Below are 16186 nucleotides of genomic sequence, written 5' to 3'. Positions count from 1 at the left end.
CGCCGGCCGGAACGGTGTCAGGTGGTCGCGGCGCGGCGGCGCAGCTCCACCTTGTCGATCTTGCCGATGGCCAGCTTCGGCAGCTCGCCCTCCAGCCGGAAAACCTTCGGCACCTTGTAGTTGGCCAGCCGGGCGCGGGCGTGGTCGCGCAGCTCGCCCACGGTCAGCGGGCCGCGCGGCACCACGAACGCGTGGCCCACCTCGCCCCACCGCTCGTCCGGCACGCCCACGACGGCCGCGAGCGCCACGGCCGGATGCTCCTCCAGCGCGACCTCGACCTCGCGCGGGTAGACGTTGTAGCCGCCCGACTTGAACATCTCCTTGAGACGGCCGACCAGCCGGATGTGGCCACCGGGCTCCTCCACCGCGAGGTCACCGGTGTGCAGCCAGCCGGCGCCGTCGATCGCGGCCCGGGTGGCCTCCGGGTCGCGGAAGTAGCCGCGAGTGATGAAGTCGCCCCGTACCAGCAGCTCGCCGGACTCGCCGGGCGCGGCGGCCTGGCCGTCGGGGCGGCGCAGCGTCACCTCGTAGTGCGGGTCCACCCGGCCCACGCTCCAGGCCAGCACATCCAGCGGGTCGTCCGGATCGGTGTAGGTGACGGAGCCGGTCGACTCGGTGAGACTGTAGCTGGTGGCCAGCCTGGCTCCGGTGCGGGACAGGGTCTCCAGCAGGCTCAGCGGGGCCGCGGCGCCGCCCCACAGGATGTACTCCAGCGAGCTCAGGTCGCGCTCGCGCCAGTCGGGGGTGCCGACCATGGCGAGGAGCTGCGTCGGGATGCAGTACAGGTGGGTCAGCCGCTCGCGCTCCACCACGCGCAGCGCCCCGGCCGGGTCGAAGCGGCGCAGGTAGACCACGGTGCCGCCGGCCGTGAGGACGGAGGTGCTGATGTCGCCGAGCCCGCCGATGTGGTTGAGCGGCAGATCGCACAGCTTGCGGGGCGCGTCGCCGTACCAGCGGCCGGCCTGGACCACCCCGCAGAACGCGAGCCCGCCGTGCGGCACCAGCGCGCCCTTCGGCCTGCCGGTGCTGCCCGAGGTGTAGATCATGGCCGCCGGGTCGAGCGGTCCCACCTGGGCGCGCGCGGTCGCCAGCAGCTCGGCGGGCACCGCCTCGCCCGTACGGGCGAACGCCTCGTAGGAGGACGACAGGCCGGGCACCTCGGCGCCGCGCGTCACCACCCGCGCCGGGGCGAGCGAGCGCAGCGCGTCGAGCGTCGCGGCCTGTCCCGGCTCGTCCGGCCCGAGCATGCCGAACAGCACCGACGGGCCGCTGTGCGCGACGACGTGGGACAGCTCGGCGAGCGTGTACTTCGGGTTGAGCCCCACCCAGATCGCGCCGATGCTCGCCGTCGCCAGGAACACGGCGAACGACTCGGGCTCCGGGTGGCCGAGCAGGGCGACCCGGTCGCCGTGCCGGACACCCGCGGCGAGCAGCGCGGCGGCGCATCGGTCGACCTCGTCGCGCAGCCGCTCGTACGTCCAGCGGTCGCTCTCGCCCACCAGGGCCTCCCGCGCCGGGCGGCGCTCGGCCCAGTGGTGGACGTAGTCGGTGATGCGCGGCAACCGGGGGACGCTCACACCGCCACCTCCTCCTGGCTCGGCTCCGGCTCCGAGGAGGCCCGATCCTTCGGGACATCATGCCCGGTGCCTTCCACCTCGTCGCGACCGGCTCCTGCCGCCAGCAGCCGCGCGGCGTTGCCGTGCAGCAGCGCGTCGAGGGTCTCCGCGCGCAGGCCGAGCCCGTGCCACTCCTCCAGCGCCCGCCGGTGCGGGAACACCGGCCAGTCCGTGGCGAACAGCACCTGCTCGCGCAGCACCCTGTCCATGAAGCGCAGCATCGTCTCCCAGCCCGATCCCGCCACGCCCAGGTACTTGGGGGCCAGGCCGCCGAAGTCGACGAGCACGTTCGGATGCCGCCGCGCCACGGCGACGATCTCGGGCACCCACGGCCAAGCCCCGTGGCAGGCGATGAGGGTGGCTTCGGGGAAGTCGCAGGCCACCTGGTCCAGGCGGGCCGGCCGCTCGCCCTCGATGGGGTGGCGGCGCGAGTAGTTCACGCCGGTGTGCAGGGCGATCGCCAGGCCCAGCTCGGTCGCCTTGGCGTACACGGGGTAGAGCAGCCGGTCGTCGATCGCGTGGCCGAAGAACGACGGCTGCACGTTGATCCCGCGCAGGCCCAGCGCGGCCACCCGCTCGACCTGGCGCACCGCCCGCATGACGGTCAGCGGCTCCAGCGTGACGGTGCCGAAGCCGGAGAAGCGGTCCGGCCGCAGCCGTACCTGCTCGGCCACCTCCTCGTTCAGCGCGTCGGCGTAGTCGCCGTGCTCGTACTCGGCGTGCAGGACGGCGTGCCCGACGCCCGCCTCGTCCAGCTCGGCCAGCAGCGTGTCCATGTCCTTGTGCCAGCCGTCGCCGATGTCCAGGACCGCCTCGTACTGCGTGTAGACCTCGCCTCCCGCGGACAGCGGGGGCCGCGTGGCGCTGGGCACGCGCACGCGGAAGTCGATGACCGTCGTGGGGGCGGTCAGATCCATGGGTGCTCCTCCGGGTGGGGTGGAAGGGGTGTGTCGGGGTGCCGGCGCTCACAGCGGGAGACCGCCGGGCCGGCGGTGCCGCCACGGGTGGGCGCGTTCGAGCTGGGCCGCCAGGGACAGGACCGTGCCGTCCTGCCACCTGCCGCCGACGAGCTGCACGCCCAGGGGCAGGCCGCCGTCCTGCTCGACCAGCGGGACGGAGATCGCGGGCAGGCCCAGCAGGTTGGCCAGGACGGTGAGGGACGCGGTCTCCTCGGCGCGCCGCAGCGGCAGCCACGGGTCGGCCTCCTGCCCCTCCCACAGCGCGCCCTCGCCCGGCGCGAGCACCGGGTTGGTGGGGGTGAGCACGACGTCCACCTCGTCCCACGCCTGGTACATCTGCGCCGAGCGCCACTGCATCTCCAGGACCGTCGTGACGTACGTCAGCGAGTCGGTGCGGCGCGCCGCCGCGCGCAGGGTCCGGTTGAGCGGCTCGACGGCCTCCTCGTCCACCACCGGGGTGTCGGCCGAGCCCGTGGCGTACAGGAGGTCGAACCTCGGCGTGAACCACTCGGGGTCCAGCCCCGGGATGCGGTGGTCGACCACCTCGTGCCCGAGATCCGACAGCAGGTCGGCCGCCCGGCGCGCCAGCGCCACCGCCGCGGGGTCCACCTCCGCGGGGAAGGCCGGCTGGATGACCAGCCCGATCCGCAGCGGCCCCGGGTCGCGCCCGGCCCGCTCGCGCAGCGGCACCTCGGGCCGGGGCACGGCGTACCAGGCGGTGCGGGGGGCCGCCGCCAGCTCGTCCAGGATCGCCGCGGTGTCCAGCACGGTCCGCGACAGCACGCCCTCCGTCGCGAAGCCCTCCATGTAGTGCGCGTCGGACGGGACGAGCCCGCGGCTGGGCTTCATCCCCACGAGCCCGCAGAAGCTGGCCGGCTCGCGGATGGAGCCGGCCCCGTCGGAGCCGTGCGCCACGGGCAGCAGCCCCGCCGCCACGGCCGCCGCCGCGCCGCCGCTGGAACCGCCCGGGCTGCGGCCCAGGTCCCAGGGGCTGCGGGTGACGCCGTGCCGGGCCGACTCGGTGACCGACACCGTCCCGAACTCGGGCGAGGTGGTCCCGCCGAGGAACACGAAGCCCGCCCGCCGCAGCGCCTTCACGGCCGGCGCGTCGTCGGCCATCACCTGGTGGCCGACGGCGTTCGACGCGCTGCACAGCGGCCAGCCGCGCACCGGGTGCAGGTCCTTGATGGCGGTGGGCACCCCGTGGAACGGCGGCAGCGGCTCGCCGGTCTCCGCGGCCCGGGCGGTGCGGGCGTCAGCCTCGTCCGCCGCCCGCCGGGCCTCGTCGTGGGCGACGTGGCAGAACGCGTTGAGCGCGGGGTCGATCGCGTCGATGCGGTCCAGGTAGCCGTCCAGGACCTCGCGGGCGCTGACCTGGCGCCCGGCGATGAGCCCGGCCAGCTCCGTGGCGGTGGGCCAGCCCTCCGGCCCGGTGCCGACCGGCTCTCTCAGCGCGGGTCGCGGGGCGGTCTCGGTCATCGTGACTCCTTCACTTCGGGACTGTGCTGCGTCTCGGGCGCTGCTGTGTTTCAAGGGACTGCTGTGTTTCCTGGTGCTGTGTTCCGGGGTGGTGCTGTGTTCCGTGGTCGTGCGCTTCGGAGCGGCGGCGGGCGGGCCGCCAGCCGGGGCGCGGGACGCTCTCGCGCAGCAGCCGCGTGTACGGGTGCGCGGGCTCGTCGAGCACCCGCGCGGTGGGGCCGCGCTCGACGATCGCGCCGTGCCGCATCACCACCACGTCGTCGGTGACCTGCCGGACCACGGCCAGGTCGTGGCTGATGAACAGGTACGCCACGCCGGTGCGCTCCCGTACGTCCGCCAGCACGTTCAGCACCTGCGCCTGGATGGACACGTCGAGCGCGGCGACGGACTCGTCGAGGATGACGACCCGCGGCTCGGCCGCGAGCGCGCGGGCGACGGCCACCCGCTGCCGCTGCCCGCCGGACAGCCGGGACGGCGCCGCCGCCATCTGCCGCTCGTCGAGGCCGACCAGCCCGGCCAGCTCCGCCACCCGCGCGCGCCGCCCGTCGGCGTCGAGGGAGGTGTGCAGGCGCAGCACCTCCTCCACGGCAGCGGCGGGGCTCTGGCGGGGGTCGAGGCTGGAGTAGGGGTCCTGGAAGACGATCTGCACCTCGCCGCCGCGCCTCCGCCGCTCCCGCGCCGAGCGGGCCGGCCGGGAGCGGTCGCGCCCGCAGGCGGCGATCCGGCCGGCGGCCGGCCGTTCGAGGCCGACGATCATGCGGGCGACCGTGGTCTTGCCCGACCCCGACTCCCCGACGACCGCCAGCGCGCCGCCCGCGCTGAGGGTGAAGCCGACGCCGTCCACGGCCACGACGTCGCCGAACGTCTTGCGCAGCCCCTCGACCTCCAGAACAGGAGCGGCGTTGGTGGGGGTCCGGTCAGTCATGGGACACCGCCTGCTCCTCGTGCTTCTTCCCGTGCTTGTCCTGCTCCTCGCCTTCCTCGCGTTCCTCGCCGCGGGCGTGCGGCGGCCCGCGCAGCTCGTCGGCGCGGACACAGGCCACCTGGCCGCCCGCCAGCGGCCGCAGCTCCGGGCGCCCCTCGTGGCAGGCGTCGCGGGCGTGCGCGCAGCGCGGGCCGAACGCGCAGCCGGGCGGCGCCTCGAACGCCGACAGGGGCCGGCCCGGCGTGGCGGACAGCCGCGCGGCGCGCCGGGTGAGGGAGGGCCGGGCCGCGGCCAGCGCCGCCGTGTACGGGTGCAGCGGGTCGTCGTGGAGCAGCGCCGACGCGCGTACCTCCATGACGCGTCCCGCGTACATCACCGCGGTGCGGTCGCAGACGGCGGCGGCCAGCTCCAGGTCGTGGGTGATGAACAGCAGGGACAGTCCCCGCTCGCGGCGCAGCTCGTCGAGGACGGCCATCACCTCGGCCTGCGTGGTGACGTCGAGCGCGGTCGTCGGCTCGTCGGCCAGCAGCAGCCGCGGCTCGGCGAGCAGCGCGGCGGCGATCATCACGCGTTGCAGCAGCCCGCCCGACAGCTCGTGCGGGTACTGCCGCAGCCGCCGTCCGGCCGCCGCGATCCCGACCTCGTCCAGCACGCGGACCGCGCGCTCCTCGGCCGCCCGCCGCGAGAGGCGGCCGTGCGTCCGGAGCCCCTCGGTCAGGAAGTCGCCCACGGTGCGCACCGGGTTGACGTGCGCCCGCGGGTCCTGGAAGACTATGGCCACGCTCGTGCGCAGCGCGCGCAGCGCCGCGCCGCGCAGCGAGCCCACGTCCGCCCCCTGGTAGCGGATCGCGCCCTCGACACGCGCCCCGGGAGGCAGCAGCCGGACGATCGCGCGGGCCGTCATGGACTTGCCCGATCCGGACTCGCCGACCAGGCCGACCGCCTCACCCGGGGCGATCGACAGCGACACGTCGCTGAGCACGGGCCTCGGCTCGCCCTCCACCGGCAGCAGCACCGTCAGGCCGTCGATGTCGAGCAGGCGGTCGTCGTCGCCCGGGACGACGTCAGGTGAGGTCTTCACGCCTCGCCTCCCCGCCGCCCGAGCCCGCGCCCGATCCGGGGCCACGGGCGACCGGCGGCGCCCGCCGTGCCGCCCCCCGTGCCGCCCCCCGCGCCGGGCAGTCGCTCGCCCAGCACGTTGAACGCCACGACCAGCACCACCACGCAGCCGCCCGCCAGCAGCGCCTCGGCCGGATAGCCCTGAAGCACCCCCGACCGCCCGCTCGCCACCATGACGCCCCAGTCCGCGCCGGGCGGCTGGATCCCGAGGCCGAAGAAGGACACGATGGCCAGGTCCACCATCGCGTACCCGAAGAACAGGGTGGCCTGGGCGGCGATCAGCGGCATGAGGTTGGGCACCAGGTGGCGCAGGCAGATCGCGAGCGCGCCCGCCCCCTGCACCTCCAGCGCCCGCACGTACGGCTTGCCGCGCTCGGCGAGCGCCGCCCCGCGCAGCAGCCGGGCGATGTACGGCACGTAGGCCACGGCCAGCGCCACCACCGCCGCCCCGAGCCCCGGGCCGAAGACGGCGGCCACCAGCATCGCCAGCAGCACCCCGGGGAAGGCGAAGACCACCTCCAGCACCGCCGACACCGCCGAGTCCAGCCAGCCGCCCGCCCAGGCCGCCGCGATCGCGAGCGCCGTCCCGGCCGTCATGCTCAGCGCGACGACGAGCAGCGGGCCGAGCAGCGAGGTCCTGGCGCCTTCCAGCAGCCGGGCCAGCAGGTCACGGCCCTGCCCGTCGAACCCGAGCGGGTGACCGGGGCCGGGCGGGGCGTAGGCGCTGGCGAAGTCGCTGGCGTTCGGGTCGGCCGGCGACAGCGCCGGCCCGAGCACGGCCAGGACGACCGCCACGACGACGACGCCCGCAGCCACGGTGCCGAGCGGGCCGAGCCCGCCGCCGCGGACCGTCGTGGCCCGCGCACCCGCGCGCCGCGCCACCGTGATCCCGGTCATGACCGGCCTCCCAGCGTGATCCGGGGGTCGAGCAGGGCGGCCCCCACGTCGACCAGGGTGTTGACCAGCACGAACGCGGTGACGAGCACCAGCGAGATGCCCTGCACGACCGCGAAGTCCTTCGACAGCGCGGCGTTGACCAGCGCGGCACCCAGGCCGCTGAGCCCGAAGGCCCGCTCCACCACGGCCGCCAGCGCGATCATGGACGCCACGGTCATGCCGGCCAGCGTGCCGATCGGCACGGCCGCGTTGCGCAGCGCGTGGCGGCGCACGACCGCCGCGTACGGGATGCCGCGGGCGACGGCCGTCTGCACGTGCTCGCGGCCCAGCTCCTCGCGTACCGAGGTGCGGGTGACGCGGGCCACGGCCGCCGTGGCCGCCGCGGCCAGCGCGAGCGCCGGAAGCGTGAGGTGGCGGATCCCGTCCCACAGGCCGGCGCCGTCGCCGAGCGCGGGCAGCCAGCGCAGGCCGACCGCGAAGACCCCGATGAGCGCCATCGCGGCGACGAACGGCGGCACCGCCACCAGCACCGCCGTGGCCACCACCACGAGCGCGTCCACGGCTCCGGGCCGCAGCGCCGCCAGCAGTCCGGCCGCCACGCCCGCGACCACGACGATGAGCGCCGCGTACAGGATCAGGGCGAGCGTGGTGGAGGCGCGGGAGGCGATGAGGTCCGACACGTCCTGCCGCAGCGCGATCGAGACGCCGAGGTCGCCGCGCACCGCGCCGCCCAGCCAGGAGGCGTACCGCACGAGGAACGGCTCGTCGAGGTGGTAGCGCTGGACGAGCACCGCGACGGTCTCCGGCGGCAGGGACCGGCCGCCGGAGAGGGTGGCCAGCGGGTCGCCCGGGGCGGCCGACAGGCCCGCGAAGACCACGAGGCTCGACACGAGCAGCGTCGCCGCCAGCATGACCGCCCGCCGGACCAGGTAGGAGGCCATGCGTCAGCTCACCGCCCCGAGCCGGTCCGCCCACGGGGCGAACAGGTGCTGCGAGGACACCGTCGCCCCGGTGAGCCGGGAGTTGAGGACGAGGACCGTGTCGGGCGCGACGACGGGGATCCACGGCAGGTCGCCGGTCACGGCCCGCTGGGCCCGCACGGTCAGCTCGGCCCGCTCCTTCGGGTCGGCCGCGCCGCGCGCCCGTTCGAGCAGGTCCGCCACCTCGGTGCTGCGGTAGCGGCCGTAGTCCTGCGGCCCGCCGGGCAGGGAGAACGAGGCGTAGAGGGCTCCGGGGTCGGCCCAGTTGGGGTAGTTCGTGGTGAAGAAGCCGTCCACGTCGGCGCGGGCCTTCGGGTCCAGGAAGAAGCTGCCGTAGGCGTCGGCGGAGACCGCCTTCAGCCGCGGCTTGAGGCCGATGCGCTCGGCGGCCGTCTTGAACAGGTTGGCCTCGGTGACGAGCTTGTTCAGCTCGTTGCTCATGCCGAACGTCACGGTGCTCCCCGCCGCGCCGGCCTCCTGGACGAGGCGGCGTGCGGTCTCCAGGTCCGGGTCCGTGCCGGGCAGGGCGTTCCAGGCGGCCTCGAACGTGCCCCGCTCGTACCCCCACGTGCCGGGCGTGCCCAGCGCGCGGGCCGGCTGGGCGGTGCCCTTGTACAGGGTGGCGACGTACGCCTCGCGGTCGATCGCCAGCGACAGGGCGCGGCGGACCCGCGCGTCGGCCAGCGGGCCCCTGCCCATGTCGGCCACGATGAGCGCGTCGATCAGGTATGACGGCCCCTGGTGGACCTTGACCGCGTCGCTCGCCCGGACCTGGTCCATCGTCGACAGCGGCAGCTCCAGGTAGGCGCCGTCCACCTCCCCGGTGAGCAGCGCCGCCGTCAGCGTGGCCTCGTCCGGGACGCCCTTGAAGTCGATCCGGCCGGCCAGGGGGACGACCGCCCGGTTCCAGTACGCGTCGTTGCGCACGACCGACAGCACGTCGCCGCTGCGCCACTCGCCCAGCTTGAACGAGCCGGTGCACATGGCGCCGCCCTTGGCCGTGCCGTAGTCCTTGCCCTTGGCGGTGACGTACGCCTTGGAGACCACCATGCCCGGCATGTACGACAGGACGTCGCGCAGCCAGTGGTCCGGCTCCTTGAGCTTCAGCGTGACCTCCGACGGGCCGGTGGCCTTCACCGAGGCCACGCGGCTCAGCACGGGCGCCCAGTAGCCGCCGCCCTTGGGGTCGCGGTTGCGCTCGATGCTGAACGCGACGTCCTCCGCGGTCATCGGCGAGCCGTCCCAGAACCGCACGCTCTCGCGGAGCTTCAACACCGCGGTGCGCGGGTCCGGATACTCCAGCGCCGTGGCCAGGCCCGGCCCCACCGATCCGTCCGGCCCCTGGCGGAACAGCGACTCGCACATGAGGCTCGTCACGGTGATCTCGGGATAGTCGCCCGCGGTGATCGGGTCGATCGAGGTGGTGCCCCGGTACAGGGCCCAGGTGATCCGGCCCACCTTCCCGGCGCCGGGCCTGGTCGTGGTGACCAGCTCCCGCTGCCGCGCGCCGCCCGGGGCCGCGCTCTCGGGGGCGGTCCCGGTGTCCCGGTAGCAACCGGCCGTGGTCATCGCCAGTGCCGCCGCCGTGACCGCGAGGACCTTCCTGGTGGCCCTTCCGGTGGCCGTGTTCTGCACGCCTTGCATGTCTTCAAACCGCCCATGGTGCTCGGGGGCGCTGCCGTCCCAGCCGGTTATGTAATCGAACGATCGCTCAAATAGGTGCCCACGTCAAGGCACGTCGGGTAACAGGGATGTTTCTCAGAGGGTCGTCTCGACCTCGTCCAGGGCGTCGTCGAGGACGTCCAGGAACAGGTCGCAGTCCGCCTCGCCCAGCACGAGCGGAGGCTTGATCTTCAGGACGTTGTCGTGGGGGCCGTCCGTGGAGATGAGGACGCCGCGCGCCTTCACCGCCTCCTTGACGGCCGCCGCCTGCGCCGTAGCCGGCCGGCGGTCCTCCAGGCTCAGCTCCACGCCGAGGAACAGGCCCTCGCCGCGGACGTCGCCGACCAGCGGATGGCGCTCCTGGAGCGCGCGCAGGCCGTGCAGCAGCCGCTCGCCGCGCCGGCGCGCCCGCGCCTGCAGCCGCTCGTCGCGGATGACGTCGAGCACCGCGAGCCCCACCTCGGCCGACACCGGGTTGCCGCCGAAGGTGTTGAAGTACTCCATCCCGGTCTCGAACGAGCGCGCGATCTCCGGCGTCGTCACCACGGCGGCGAGCGGATGGCCGTTCCCCAGGGGCTTGCCGAGCGTGACGATGTCGGGGACCACGCCCTGCGTCTCGAACCCCCAGAAGTGCCGGCCCACCCGCCCCAGGCCCACCTGCACCTCGTCGGCCACGCACACCCCGCCGGCCTCGCGCACCAGCTCGAACGCGGCACGCAGGTAGCCGTCCGGGTAGACGATCTGGCCGCCGCAGCTCTGCAGCGACTCGGCGAAGAACGCCGAGGGCCGCCGCCCCGCCGCGCGCAGCCCCGCCAGCCGCTCCGCCACCGACGCGGCGTACCCGTGCGCCAGGTCGCGGTCGCGGCCCTCCCGCAGCCGCCCCCGGTAGGGGTCGGGCAGCTCGCACACGTGCGTCGTGTCCGGCCGGCCACGCCCGCCCCGTCTGTCGAACTTGTACGGGCTGAGCGCGATCTGCGAGCTGAGATGACCATGGTAGGCGTGGTCCAGGACCAGCACGTCCTCGGCGCCGGTGTGGGCGGCGGCCAGCCGCAGCGCCAGGTCGTTGGCCTCGGAGCCGGAGTTGACGAAGAAGCACACCCGCAGCGGGTCGGGCAGCAGCTCGACCAGGCGGCGCGCGTACTCGACGACCGACTCGTGCAGGTAACGGGTGTTCGTGTTCAGCGTCGCCGCCTGGCGGTGACCGGCGGCGACCACGCGGGGGTGGCAGTGGCCGACGTGGCAGACGTTGTTGACCAGGTCCAGCCAGCGCCGGCCGGAGGCGTCGTAGAGGTGAGTGCCCTCGCCGCGGACGATGTGCAGGGGCTCACGGTAGGACAGGCCGAGGGCGCGGCTGAAGTTCACGCGCCTGCGGGCGGCGACGGAGGCCGCCGGCCGCCGCGGCGTTCCGGTCCTGAGGTCCGCGTCCCCACCACCGGCTCCGGCGCCACGGAGCAGCGCGCCGGGATGGAGGCTGACGCCGGTCCACAGGTCGGCCTCCTCGGCCGGGGCGGTCTCGGGGAAGGCCGCCCCCAGCCCGGCGAGGTGGGTGACCAGTTGCACGCCGAGCCTCGCCGGGCCGCCCGAGGGGCCGGCGGCCACGGCGCCGAGCACGGCGCCCGCCGCGAGCCGCCCGCCCGGCCTCAGGTGAGCCACGGACGCCGGGGCGAGGTGCCGGTAGAGCGTCCAGAACGGCTCGCCGTCACCGGTGCGGTGCTCCAGCACGACGACGGCCCCGGTCCCGTGCCCGTCACGGTCGCCCGGCGCTCCGGCCCGTACCTCATGGACGACCGCGGGCAGCGGGCACCGCACGGCGGCCCCTTCGGCGGCGGCCACGTCACACCCCAGCCGCACCGCCGGCTCCGCAGCGCCATCCGCAGTGCCGTCCGGGGCGGCGAGGGCGTCCCGCGGCTCCTCGGCGAGAGGCTCGCCGTAGCCGTGCAGGAGGTCTCCCGCGACGCCCTCGTCCAGCAGAGGCAGCGGCCTCGCCTCGTCCGCGTCGAAGTGCCGGCGCACCACGCGGGCCCGCGGGTCCGGCGCGAAGCCGACGGCGTCGCGCAGCCGGAACCGGGCCAGGTCCGGGTCCGTCCCCGCCAGGCGGCGCAGCGCCTGGGTGACACCGTGCCTGCTGACGAGCAGGTAGGCGTTGTCCGGGTCCTGGGCGTGGTGGTGGGCCGACAGGCACAGGCTGATCGCCAGCCGGGTGCGCATCAGGTCGAACAGCACCTCCAGCTCCTCCGGCAGCAGCGGCGTCACCTCGTCGTAGCCGGCCACCAGCGGCAGCACCGCCCGCAGCGGGTCGGCGTGCCCCTGCGCCGCGTACGCCGCGGCGACGGCCAGGCCGCAGACGCGCGGGTTCCACACCACGTCGCCGAAGTCGATGAGCCCGGCCGCCTCGCCCTCGTCGTCCACGAGGATGTTCAGCTCGTTGGCGTCGTTGTGGATCACCTGGTGCGGCAGCCCGGCCAGGCGCGGCGCGACATGCTCGCGGTAGCGGCCGAACACCTCGGCCACCAGCGGCCGGAGCTCCCCGGCCACCAGCGGTGCCAGCTCCGCCACCTGCGGCGCGCTGGTCAGGCTCCACAGCAGCTCGCGCCGCATGCCGGGGTGGGTGAAGCCGCGCAGCGCCAGGTCCACGGCGGCGACCAGCCGGCCGAGGCCACGCAGGCGCCCCTCCGTCGGCTGGATCTGCGCCCAGGGGCGGCCGTCCATCCAGGTGAGCACCCGGGCGGCGCGCGTGCCGTCCGGCCAGGGCGCCGGCACGGTGTGCCGCCCGTCTGGCGACGCCACCGGCCGGGGGGCCGGGGGGCCGCCGGGTGCCGCGGCGAGGTGCAGCAGCGCGGCGTCCTGCAGGTCGAGCTCCACCGGGTCCGTGCCCGGTGCGTGGATCTTGAGGACGTACCGGTCGCCGTCCGGCGCGGTCAGGCGGAAGTTGCGGTCCTTCTCGCCCGGAAGCGGCTCCAGCCGGCCCTCCAGCGCGAAGTGCTCCCGCGCCACGCCGGCGGCGAGGGACAGCTCGCCGGACAGGCGGGCGGAGGGGGCGGCCCGCTGGCCGTCGCCGGGGCCGGATGCCGTACGCGTCACGTGGGTCTCCGCTCATCGTCCGGTTTCATCGCCGGACAGACTGCCATTGTGATCGAACGATCGCTCAAATAAGCTCGACCTGTCAACCCCCCCTCGCGCGGTGGGCTCAGGCGAGGACGGCCCGCTCCGGCCGGCGGAAGGGAGGCGAACTCAGGGGTTGAGCAGGCGGATCGGGTCACCGGCGAGGAAGGCGTGGATGTCCTCGACCGCCTCGCGGTAGTACGTCCGGTAGTTCCCCGCCGTGACGTAGCCGAGGTGCGGCGTGGCGAGCACGTTGGGCAGGGTGCGCAGCGGGTGGTCGCCCGGCAGCGGCTCGGTGTCGAAGACGTCCAGCCCGGCGCCGGCGATCGAGCCGGCCCGCAGGGCCGCGACCAGGGCGTCCTGGTCGACGATGGCCGCGCGCGAGGTGTTGACCAGGTAGGCCGTCGGGCGCATCAGGCCCAGCTCGTGCCGGCCCACCAGGCCGAGCGTGCGTTCGCCGAGCACCAGGTGGACCGAGACGATGTCGGACTCGGCCATCAGCGCGTCCTTGGAGGGCGCGAGCCGCACGCCGAGAGGGTCGGTCCGCTCGGCGGTGAGGTTCTGGCTCCACGCGACCACGTTCATGCCGAACGCCTGCCCCACCCGGGCGACCTGGCGGCCGATCTTGCCCAGTCCGAGCAGCCCGAGGGTGCTCCCGTGCAGGTCCAGCCCGACGCTCTGCTGCCAGGGGCCGTTCTCGCGCAGCGACGTCGCCTCCGGGACCAGCCGGCGCGCCAGGCCGAGGATAAGGGCCCAGGTGAGCTCGGCGGGCGGGGTGGGGCTGCTGGCCGTGCCGCACACCGTGACGCCGTGGGCGGAGGCGGCGGCCAGGTCGATGGCCGCGTTGCGCATGCCCGAGGTGATCAGAAGGCGCAGCTTGGGCAGCCGGGCGAACAGCGAGGCGGGGAACGGCGTCCGCTCCCGCATGATCATCACGATCTCGCAGTCCTCGCCGGCCCGGACCAGGTCGTCGTGGCCGGTGATGTGCTCGCGCAGGCTCCGCGCTTCCACGGCCGACCAGTCGGCCATGTCGAGGGCGACACCCTGGTAGTCGTCGAGAATCAGGCAACGCGTCATGTCCGTGGACGTTACCGGGCAGCTCCCGGGCGGCCTTGAGGGGGCCGGTACGCGTGGGGCGCCGGAGGTCAGAGACCGGTGGGCTTCCGGCGCGGCTCGATCGACAGCTCGACGCGCTCCAGCAGCGCGTCCGGGTCGGGAACACGCAGGTCGCGCACCTCCAGCGGCGCCCCGTCACGGTGGGCGCCCATGAGCGCGAGCCCCATGTCGGCGAACCGCTCGCACAGCTGCGCGATGCCCAGCTCGCCGTTGGGCCGGTACCACTGCGCGATCCCCGTCGCCATCTGCAGCATCGCCAGCCGCGCCACGGTGCCGCGATCCTTGAAGACGCCGGCCTGGACCCCGGCGCGCAGCGTGCCGGCCCACACCTCCTCGTAGGCGTCGCGCATCCGCTGGACGTCGCGCCGCGCCTGCCCGGTCAGCGCCTGGAACTCGTGGTCGGCGACCTTGGCGGCGCGCGGGTTGCGGGCGTGGAAGGCGGCGTGCACGGCCATCAGCGCGGCCAGGCGCTCGGCCGGGTCGTCGATGTCGGCGACGGTCTGCGCGCTCGCGGCGGTGAGCGCGTCCATGACCCGGCGGGTGACCGCCTCCAGCAGCTCGTCCTTGGAGGAGGCGTAGTAGTACATCGCCGAGACGGCGACCCCGGCGGCCTCCGAGATGTCGCGGATCCCGGTGCCGTGGAAGCCGCGCTCGGAGAACAGCCAGCACGCGGTGCGCAGCAGCCGCAGCTCCGTGCGCGCGGACTGGGCCCGCCTGGTGGACGTCGCCTTCATCCTGCCGCCCTTGGCGCGCTGGCTGCCGCCCGTCTGGTTGGTGGTGGCCATGGCGCCGACTATTCCACAGTGAGGACGGCCGCGGGGTTCACGACGGTCAGCGTCGTGATCTCCGTCTCGGACATGCCCATGCGCCGCATGAGCGGGACGACGCTGTCGAGGATGTGCGTGTAGCCGGGGCCGCCGTAGCGGCGCAGATAGACCTTCTGGCAGATGTCCTGGGAGATCAGCAGCCGGTCGAGGTGGCCCGCCTCGGCCAGCATCTGGAGCCATTCGACGCGGGTGCGGTCGTTGGGCCGGCGCGCGTCGGGGTTGAAGGCGTAGTAGCTGGACTCCTGGCCGAACAGGTCGAGCTCCAGGTAGCAGCCCGTACGCGCCAGTGCCAGCAGATCCTCCTCCCGCCACAGCGTCCGGTCCAGGTGGGACATCACCACCCGCTCCGGGTCGCCGCCCGCCTCGGCGACCGCGCGCATGGCCAGGCCCGGCGCGTCGGGATGGCGGCCGGGATGGATCTGCAACGGCGCGCCGGTCGCCGCCTGCGCGAGACAGGCGGCGCGCAGCACCTTCTGCTCCACGGGGTGCACCGGCCAGCTCAGGCCGATCTCGCCGATGAGCCCGGCGCGGACGCCCGTGTCGCCCACGCCCTCCTGCACGTCGCGCGTGATCTCGTCACGTACGGCCTCCATCGGCGCGTCCGCCAGGCCGGGCGGGTGGTAGTCGCGGCAGTAGTAGCCGCTGCCCATCACGATGTGGACGCCGCTCGCACGGGACACGCGCGCCAGCCCGAGCGGGTCGCGGCCCAGGCCGACGGGGGAGGAGTCGACCACCGTGCCGCCGCCCGCGACCCGGTAGAGGCACAACTCCTCGGTGGCGTCACGCTCGGAGAGCAGCCGCAGGTTGTCGAGGTTGAGCACGGTGCGCCGGATCCAGTCGTAGGTGTCGGGACGCACCGGCTCGTCGATCCGGGCGCGCACCGACGCGGGGAACTCCGCGGCGACGCGGCCGTCCGCCCCGCGTGGGGTGTCGTCCCCGGCCACCGGGCGCAGGCCCCAGGGCTGGATGATCGCCGACATGTCGCACAGGACGTGCTCGTGCGGCTGGATGTGCCCGAGCGTGTCAGGGGTGAGGTCCCCCAGCACGGTCCGCACCCGGCCGGTCGACGTCCCCGTAAGCTCCGCCATGCGGCTTATTCTATCGATCGTTTGTACAAATAAGCAACGTGCCCGGCCGGCTGGGCAGGTGCCGCGGGAGCTGGGCGGGATGCCGGACGCCGCAGTGCGGACGAGGCCGGACCGCGGCGTCCGGCCTCCCGCGACCTCACTCTTTGATCGACAGCCGCTGGACCTCTGTGTCGTCAAGCTTGACGGGCGCCAGCCCCTTGCGCACCTTCACCACCTCGACGGAGCTGACCGTCATGACGGTGGGCGGAGCGGCGGGCGGGGTCGCGGCGGCCCGGATATCGACAGTGAAAATCGCTGTGACCCTCAAGGTCTCCCGGGGTCCTGGGGCGCCGACGGAGGTCAGCCAGCAGGTGCAGGTTGTACGGGGCGCGCCCGCCCGGCGACAGTGCCTTTTGCCCCCATCCCGGGCAGGTCGA

The 16186-nt window shown here is 74.7% G+C and carries 12 protein-coding genes; all 12 read right to left on the bottom strand.

Annotated features, from left to right (window positions below):
* Positions 1 to 17: 17 nt before the first annotated feature.
* Positions 18 to 1577 carry a class I adenylate-forming enzyme family protein gene (locus AB0H64_RS00125; protein ID WP_357617995.1) on the bottom strand — a complete coding sequence of 520 codons (1560 nt, stop codon included), beginning with the start codon at positions 1575 to 1577 and terminating at the stop codon, positions 18 to 20.
* Positions 1574 to 2533, bottom strand: a complete 960-nt coding sequence (locus tag AB0H64_RS00120; RefSeq protein ID WP_357617992.1) for an amidohydrolase family protein — start codon at positions 2531 to 2533, stop codon at positions 1574 to 1576. The genes AB0H64_RS00125 and AB0H64_RS00120 overlap by 4 nt, the downstream gene beginning before the upstream one ends.
* Before the next feature lie 48 nt (positions 2534 to 2581).
* Complete coding sequence (locus tag AB0H64_RS00115) at positions 2582 to 4054, bottom strand: amidase (RefSeq protein WP_357617989.1); 1473 nt, start codon at positions 4052 to 4054, stop codon at positions 2582 to 2584.
* Between the two features lie 10 nt (positions 4055 to 4064).
* On the bottom strand, positions 4065 to 4979 hold the full coding sequence (locus tag AB0H64_RS00110) for an ATP-binding cassette domain-containing protein (RefSeq protein ID WP_357617986.1): 915 nt from the start codon (positions 4977 to 4979) through the stop codon (positions 4065 to 4067).
* Positions 4972 to 6060 carry an ABC transporter ATP-binding protein gene (locus tag AB0H64_RS00105; RefSeq protein ID WP_357617983.1) on the bottom strand — a complete coding sequence of 363 codons (1089 nt, stop codon included), beginning with the start codon at positions 6058 to 6060 and terminating at the stop codon, positions 4972 to 4974. Before AB0H64_RS00105 ends, AB0H64_RS00110 begins: the two co-directional genes overlap by 8 nt.
* Positions 6057 to 6995 (bottom strand): ABC transporter permease, encoded by a 939-nt coding sequence (locus tag AB0H64_RS00100; RefSeq protein ID WP_357617980.1) that lies wholly within the window; start codon positions 6993 to 6995, stop codon positions 6057 to 6059. The genes AB0H64_RS00105 and AB0H64_RS00100 overlap by 4 nt, the downstream gene beginning before the upstream one ends.
* A complete protein-coding gene (locus AB0H64_RS00095; RefSeq protein WP_357617977.1) occupies positions 6992 to 7936 on the bottom strand; it encodes an ABC transporter permease in 945 nt (314 codons plus the stop codon). The genes AB0H64_RS00100 and AB0H64_RS00095 overlap by 4 nt, the downstream gene beginning before the upstream one ends.
* A gap of 3 nt (positions 7937 to 7939) precedes the next feature.
* A complete protein-coding gene (locus AB0H64_RS00090) occupies positions 7940 to 9619 on the bottom strand; it encodes an ABC transporter substrate-binding protein (protein WP_357617974.1) in 1680 nt (559 codons plus the stop codon).
* Between the two features lie 114 nt (positions 9620 to 9733).
* The gene (locus AB0H64_RS00085) at positions 9734 to 12718 is read right to left on the bottom strand and encodes an aminotransferase class III-fold pyridoxal phosphate-dependent enzyme (RefSeq protein ID WP_357617971.1); all 2985 of its coding nucleotides are present in this window, start codon (positions 12716 to 12718) and stop codon (positions 9734 to 9736) included.
* A 150-nt stretch (positions 12719 to 12868) separates the two neighbouring features.
* Positions 12869 to 13816, bottom strand: a complete 948-nt coding sequence (locus AB0H64_RS00080) for a D-2-hydroxyacid dehydrogenase family protein (protein ID WP_357617968.1) — start codon at positions 13814 to 13816, stop codon at positions 12869 to 12871.
* A gap of 68 nt (positions 13817 to 13884) precedes the next feature.
* Positions 13885 to 14640, bottom strand: coding sequence for a TetR/AcrR family transcriptional regulator (locus tag AB0H64_RS00075; protein ID WP_357617965.1), 756 nt, complete (start codon positions 14638 to 14640; stop codon positions 13885 to 13887).
* A gap of 8 nt (positions 14641 to 14648) precedes the next feature.
* Entirely contained in the window at positions 14649 to 15770 is a 1122-nt protein-coding gene (locus AB0H64_RS00070; RefSeq protein WP_357617962.1) for a hypothetical protein, read from the bottom strand.
* Between the last annotated feature and the right edge of the window lie 416 nt (positions 15771 to 16186).

Origin of the sequence: Nonomuraea sp. NPDC050733 (assembly GCF_040654215.1) — a bacterium.
Classification (GTDB): domain Bacteria; phylum Actinomycetota; class Actinomycetes; order Streptosporangiales; family Streptosporangiaceae; genus Nonomuraea.
Note: the sequence above shows the minus strand (reverse complement) of the source record. Positions and strands in the feature narration are given on the sequence as shown.

Bases quoted from the DNA above. Each gene is read 5' to 3' on its own strand.
- AB0H64_RS00120 (WP_357617992.1), bottom strand. From the start codon at position 2,533: ATGGATCTGACCGCCCCCACGACGGTCATCGACTTCCGCGTGCGCGTG.
- AB0H64_RS00115 (WP_357617989.1), bottom strand. From the start codon at position 4,054: ATGACCGAGACCGCCCCGCGACCCGCGCTGAGAGAGCCGGTCGGCACC.
- AB0H64_RS00110 (WP_357617986.1), bottom strand. From the start codon at position 4,979: ATGACTGACCGGACCCCCACCAACGCCGCTCCTGTTCTGGAGGTCGAG.
- AB0H64_RS00100 (WP_357617980.1), bottom strand. From the start codon at position 6,995: ATGACCGGGATCACGGTGGCGCGGCGCGCGGGTGCGCGGGCCACGACG.
- AB0H64_RS00095 (WP_357617977.1), bottom strand. From the start codon at position 7,936: ATGGCCTCCTACCTGGTCCGGCGGGCGGTCATGCTGGCGGCGACGCTG.
- AB0H64_RS00090 (WP_357617974.1), bottom strand. From the start codon at position 9,619: ATGCAAGGCGTGCAGAACACGGCCACCGGAAGGGCCACCAGGAAGGTC.
- AB0H64_RS00080 (WP_357617968.1), bottom strand. From the start codon at position 13,816: ATGACGCGTTGCCTGATTCTCGACGACTACCAGGGTGTCGCCCTCGAC.
- AB0H64_RS00075 (WP_357617965.1), bottom strand. From the start codon at position 14,640: ATGGCCACCACCAACCAGACGGGCGGCAGCCAGCGCGCCAAGGGCGGC.
- AB0H64_RS00070 (WP_357617962.1), bottom strand. From the start codon at position 15,770: ATGGCGGAGCTTACGGGGACGTCGACCGGCCGGGTGCGGACCGTGCTG.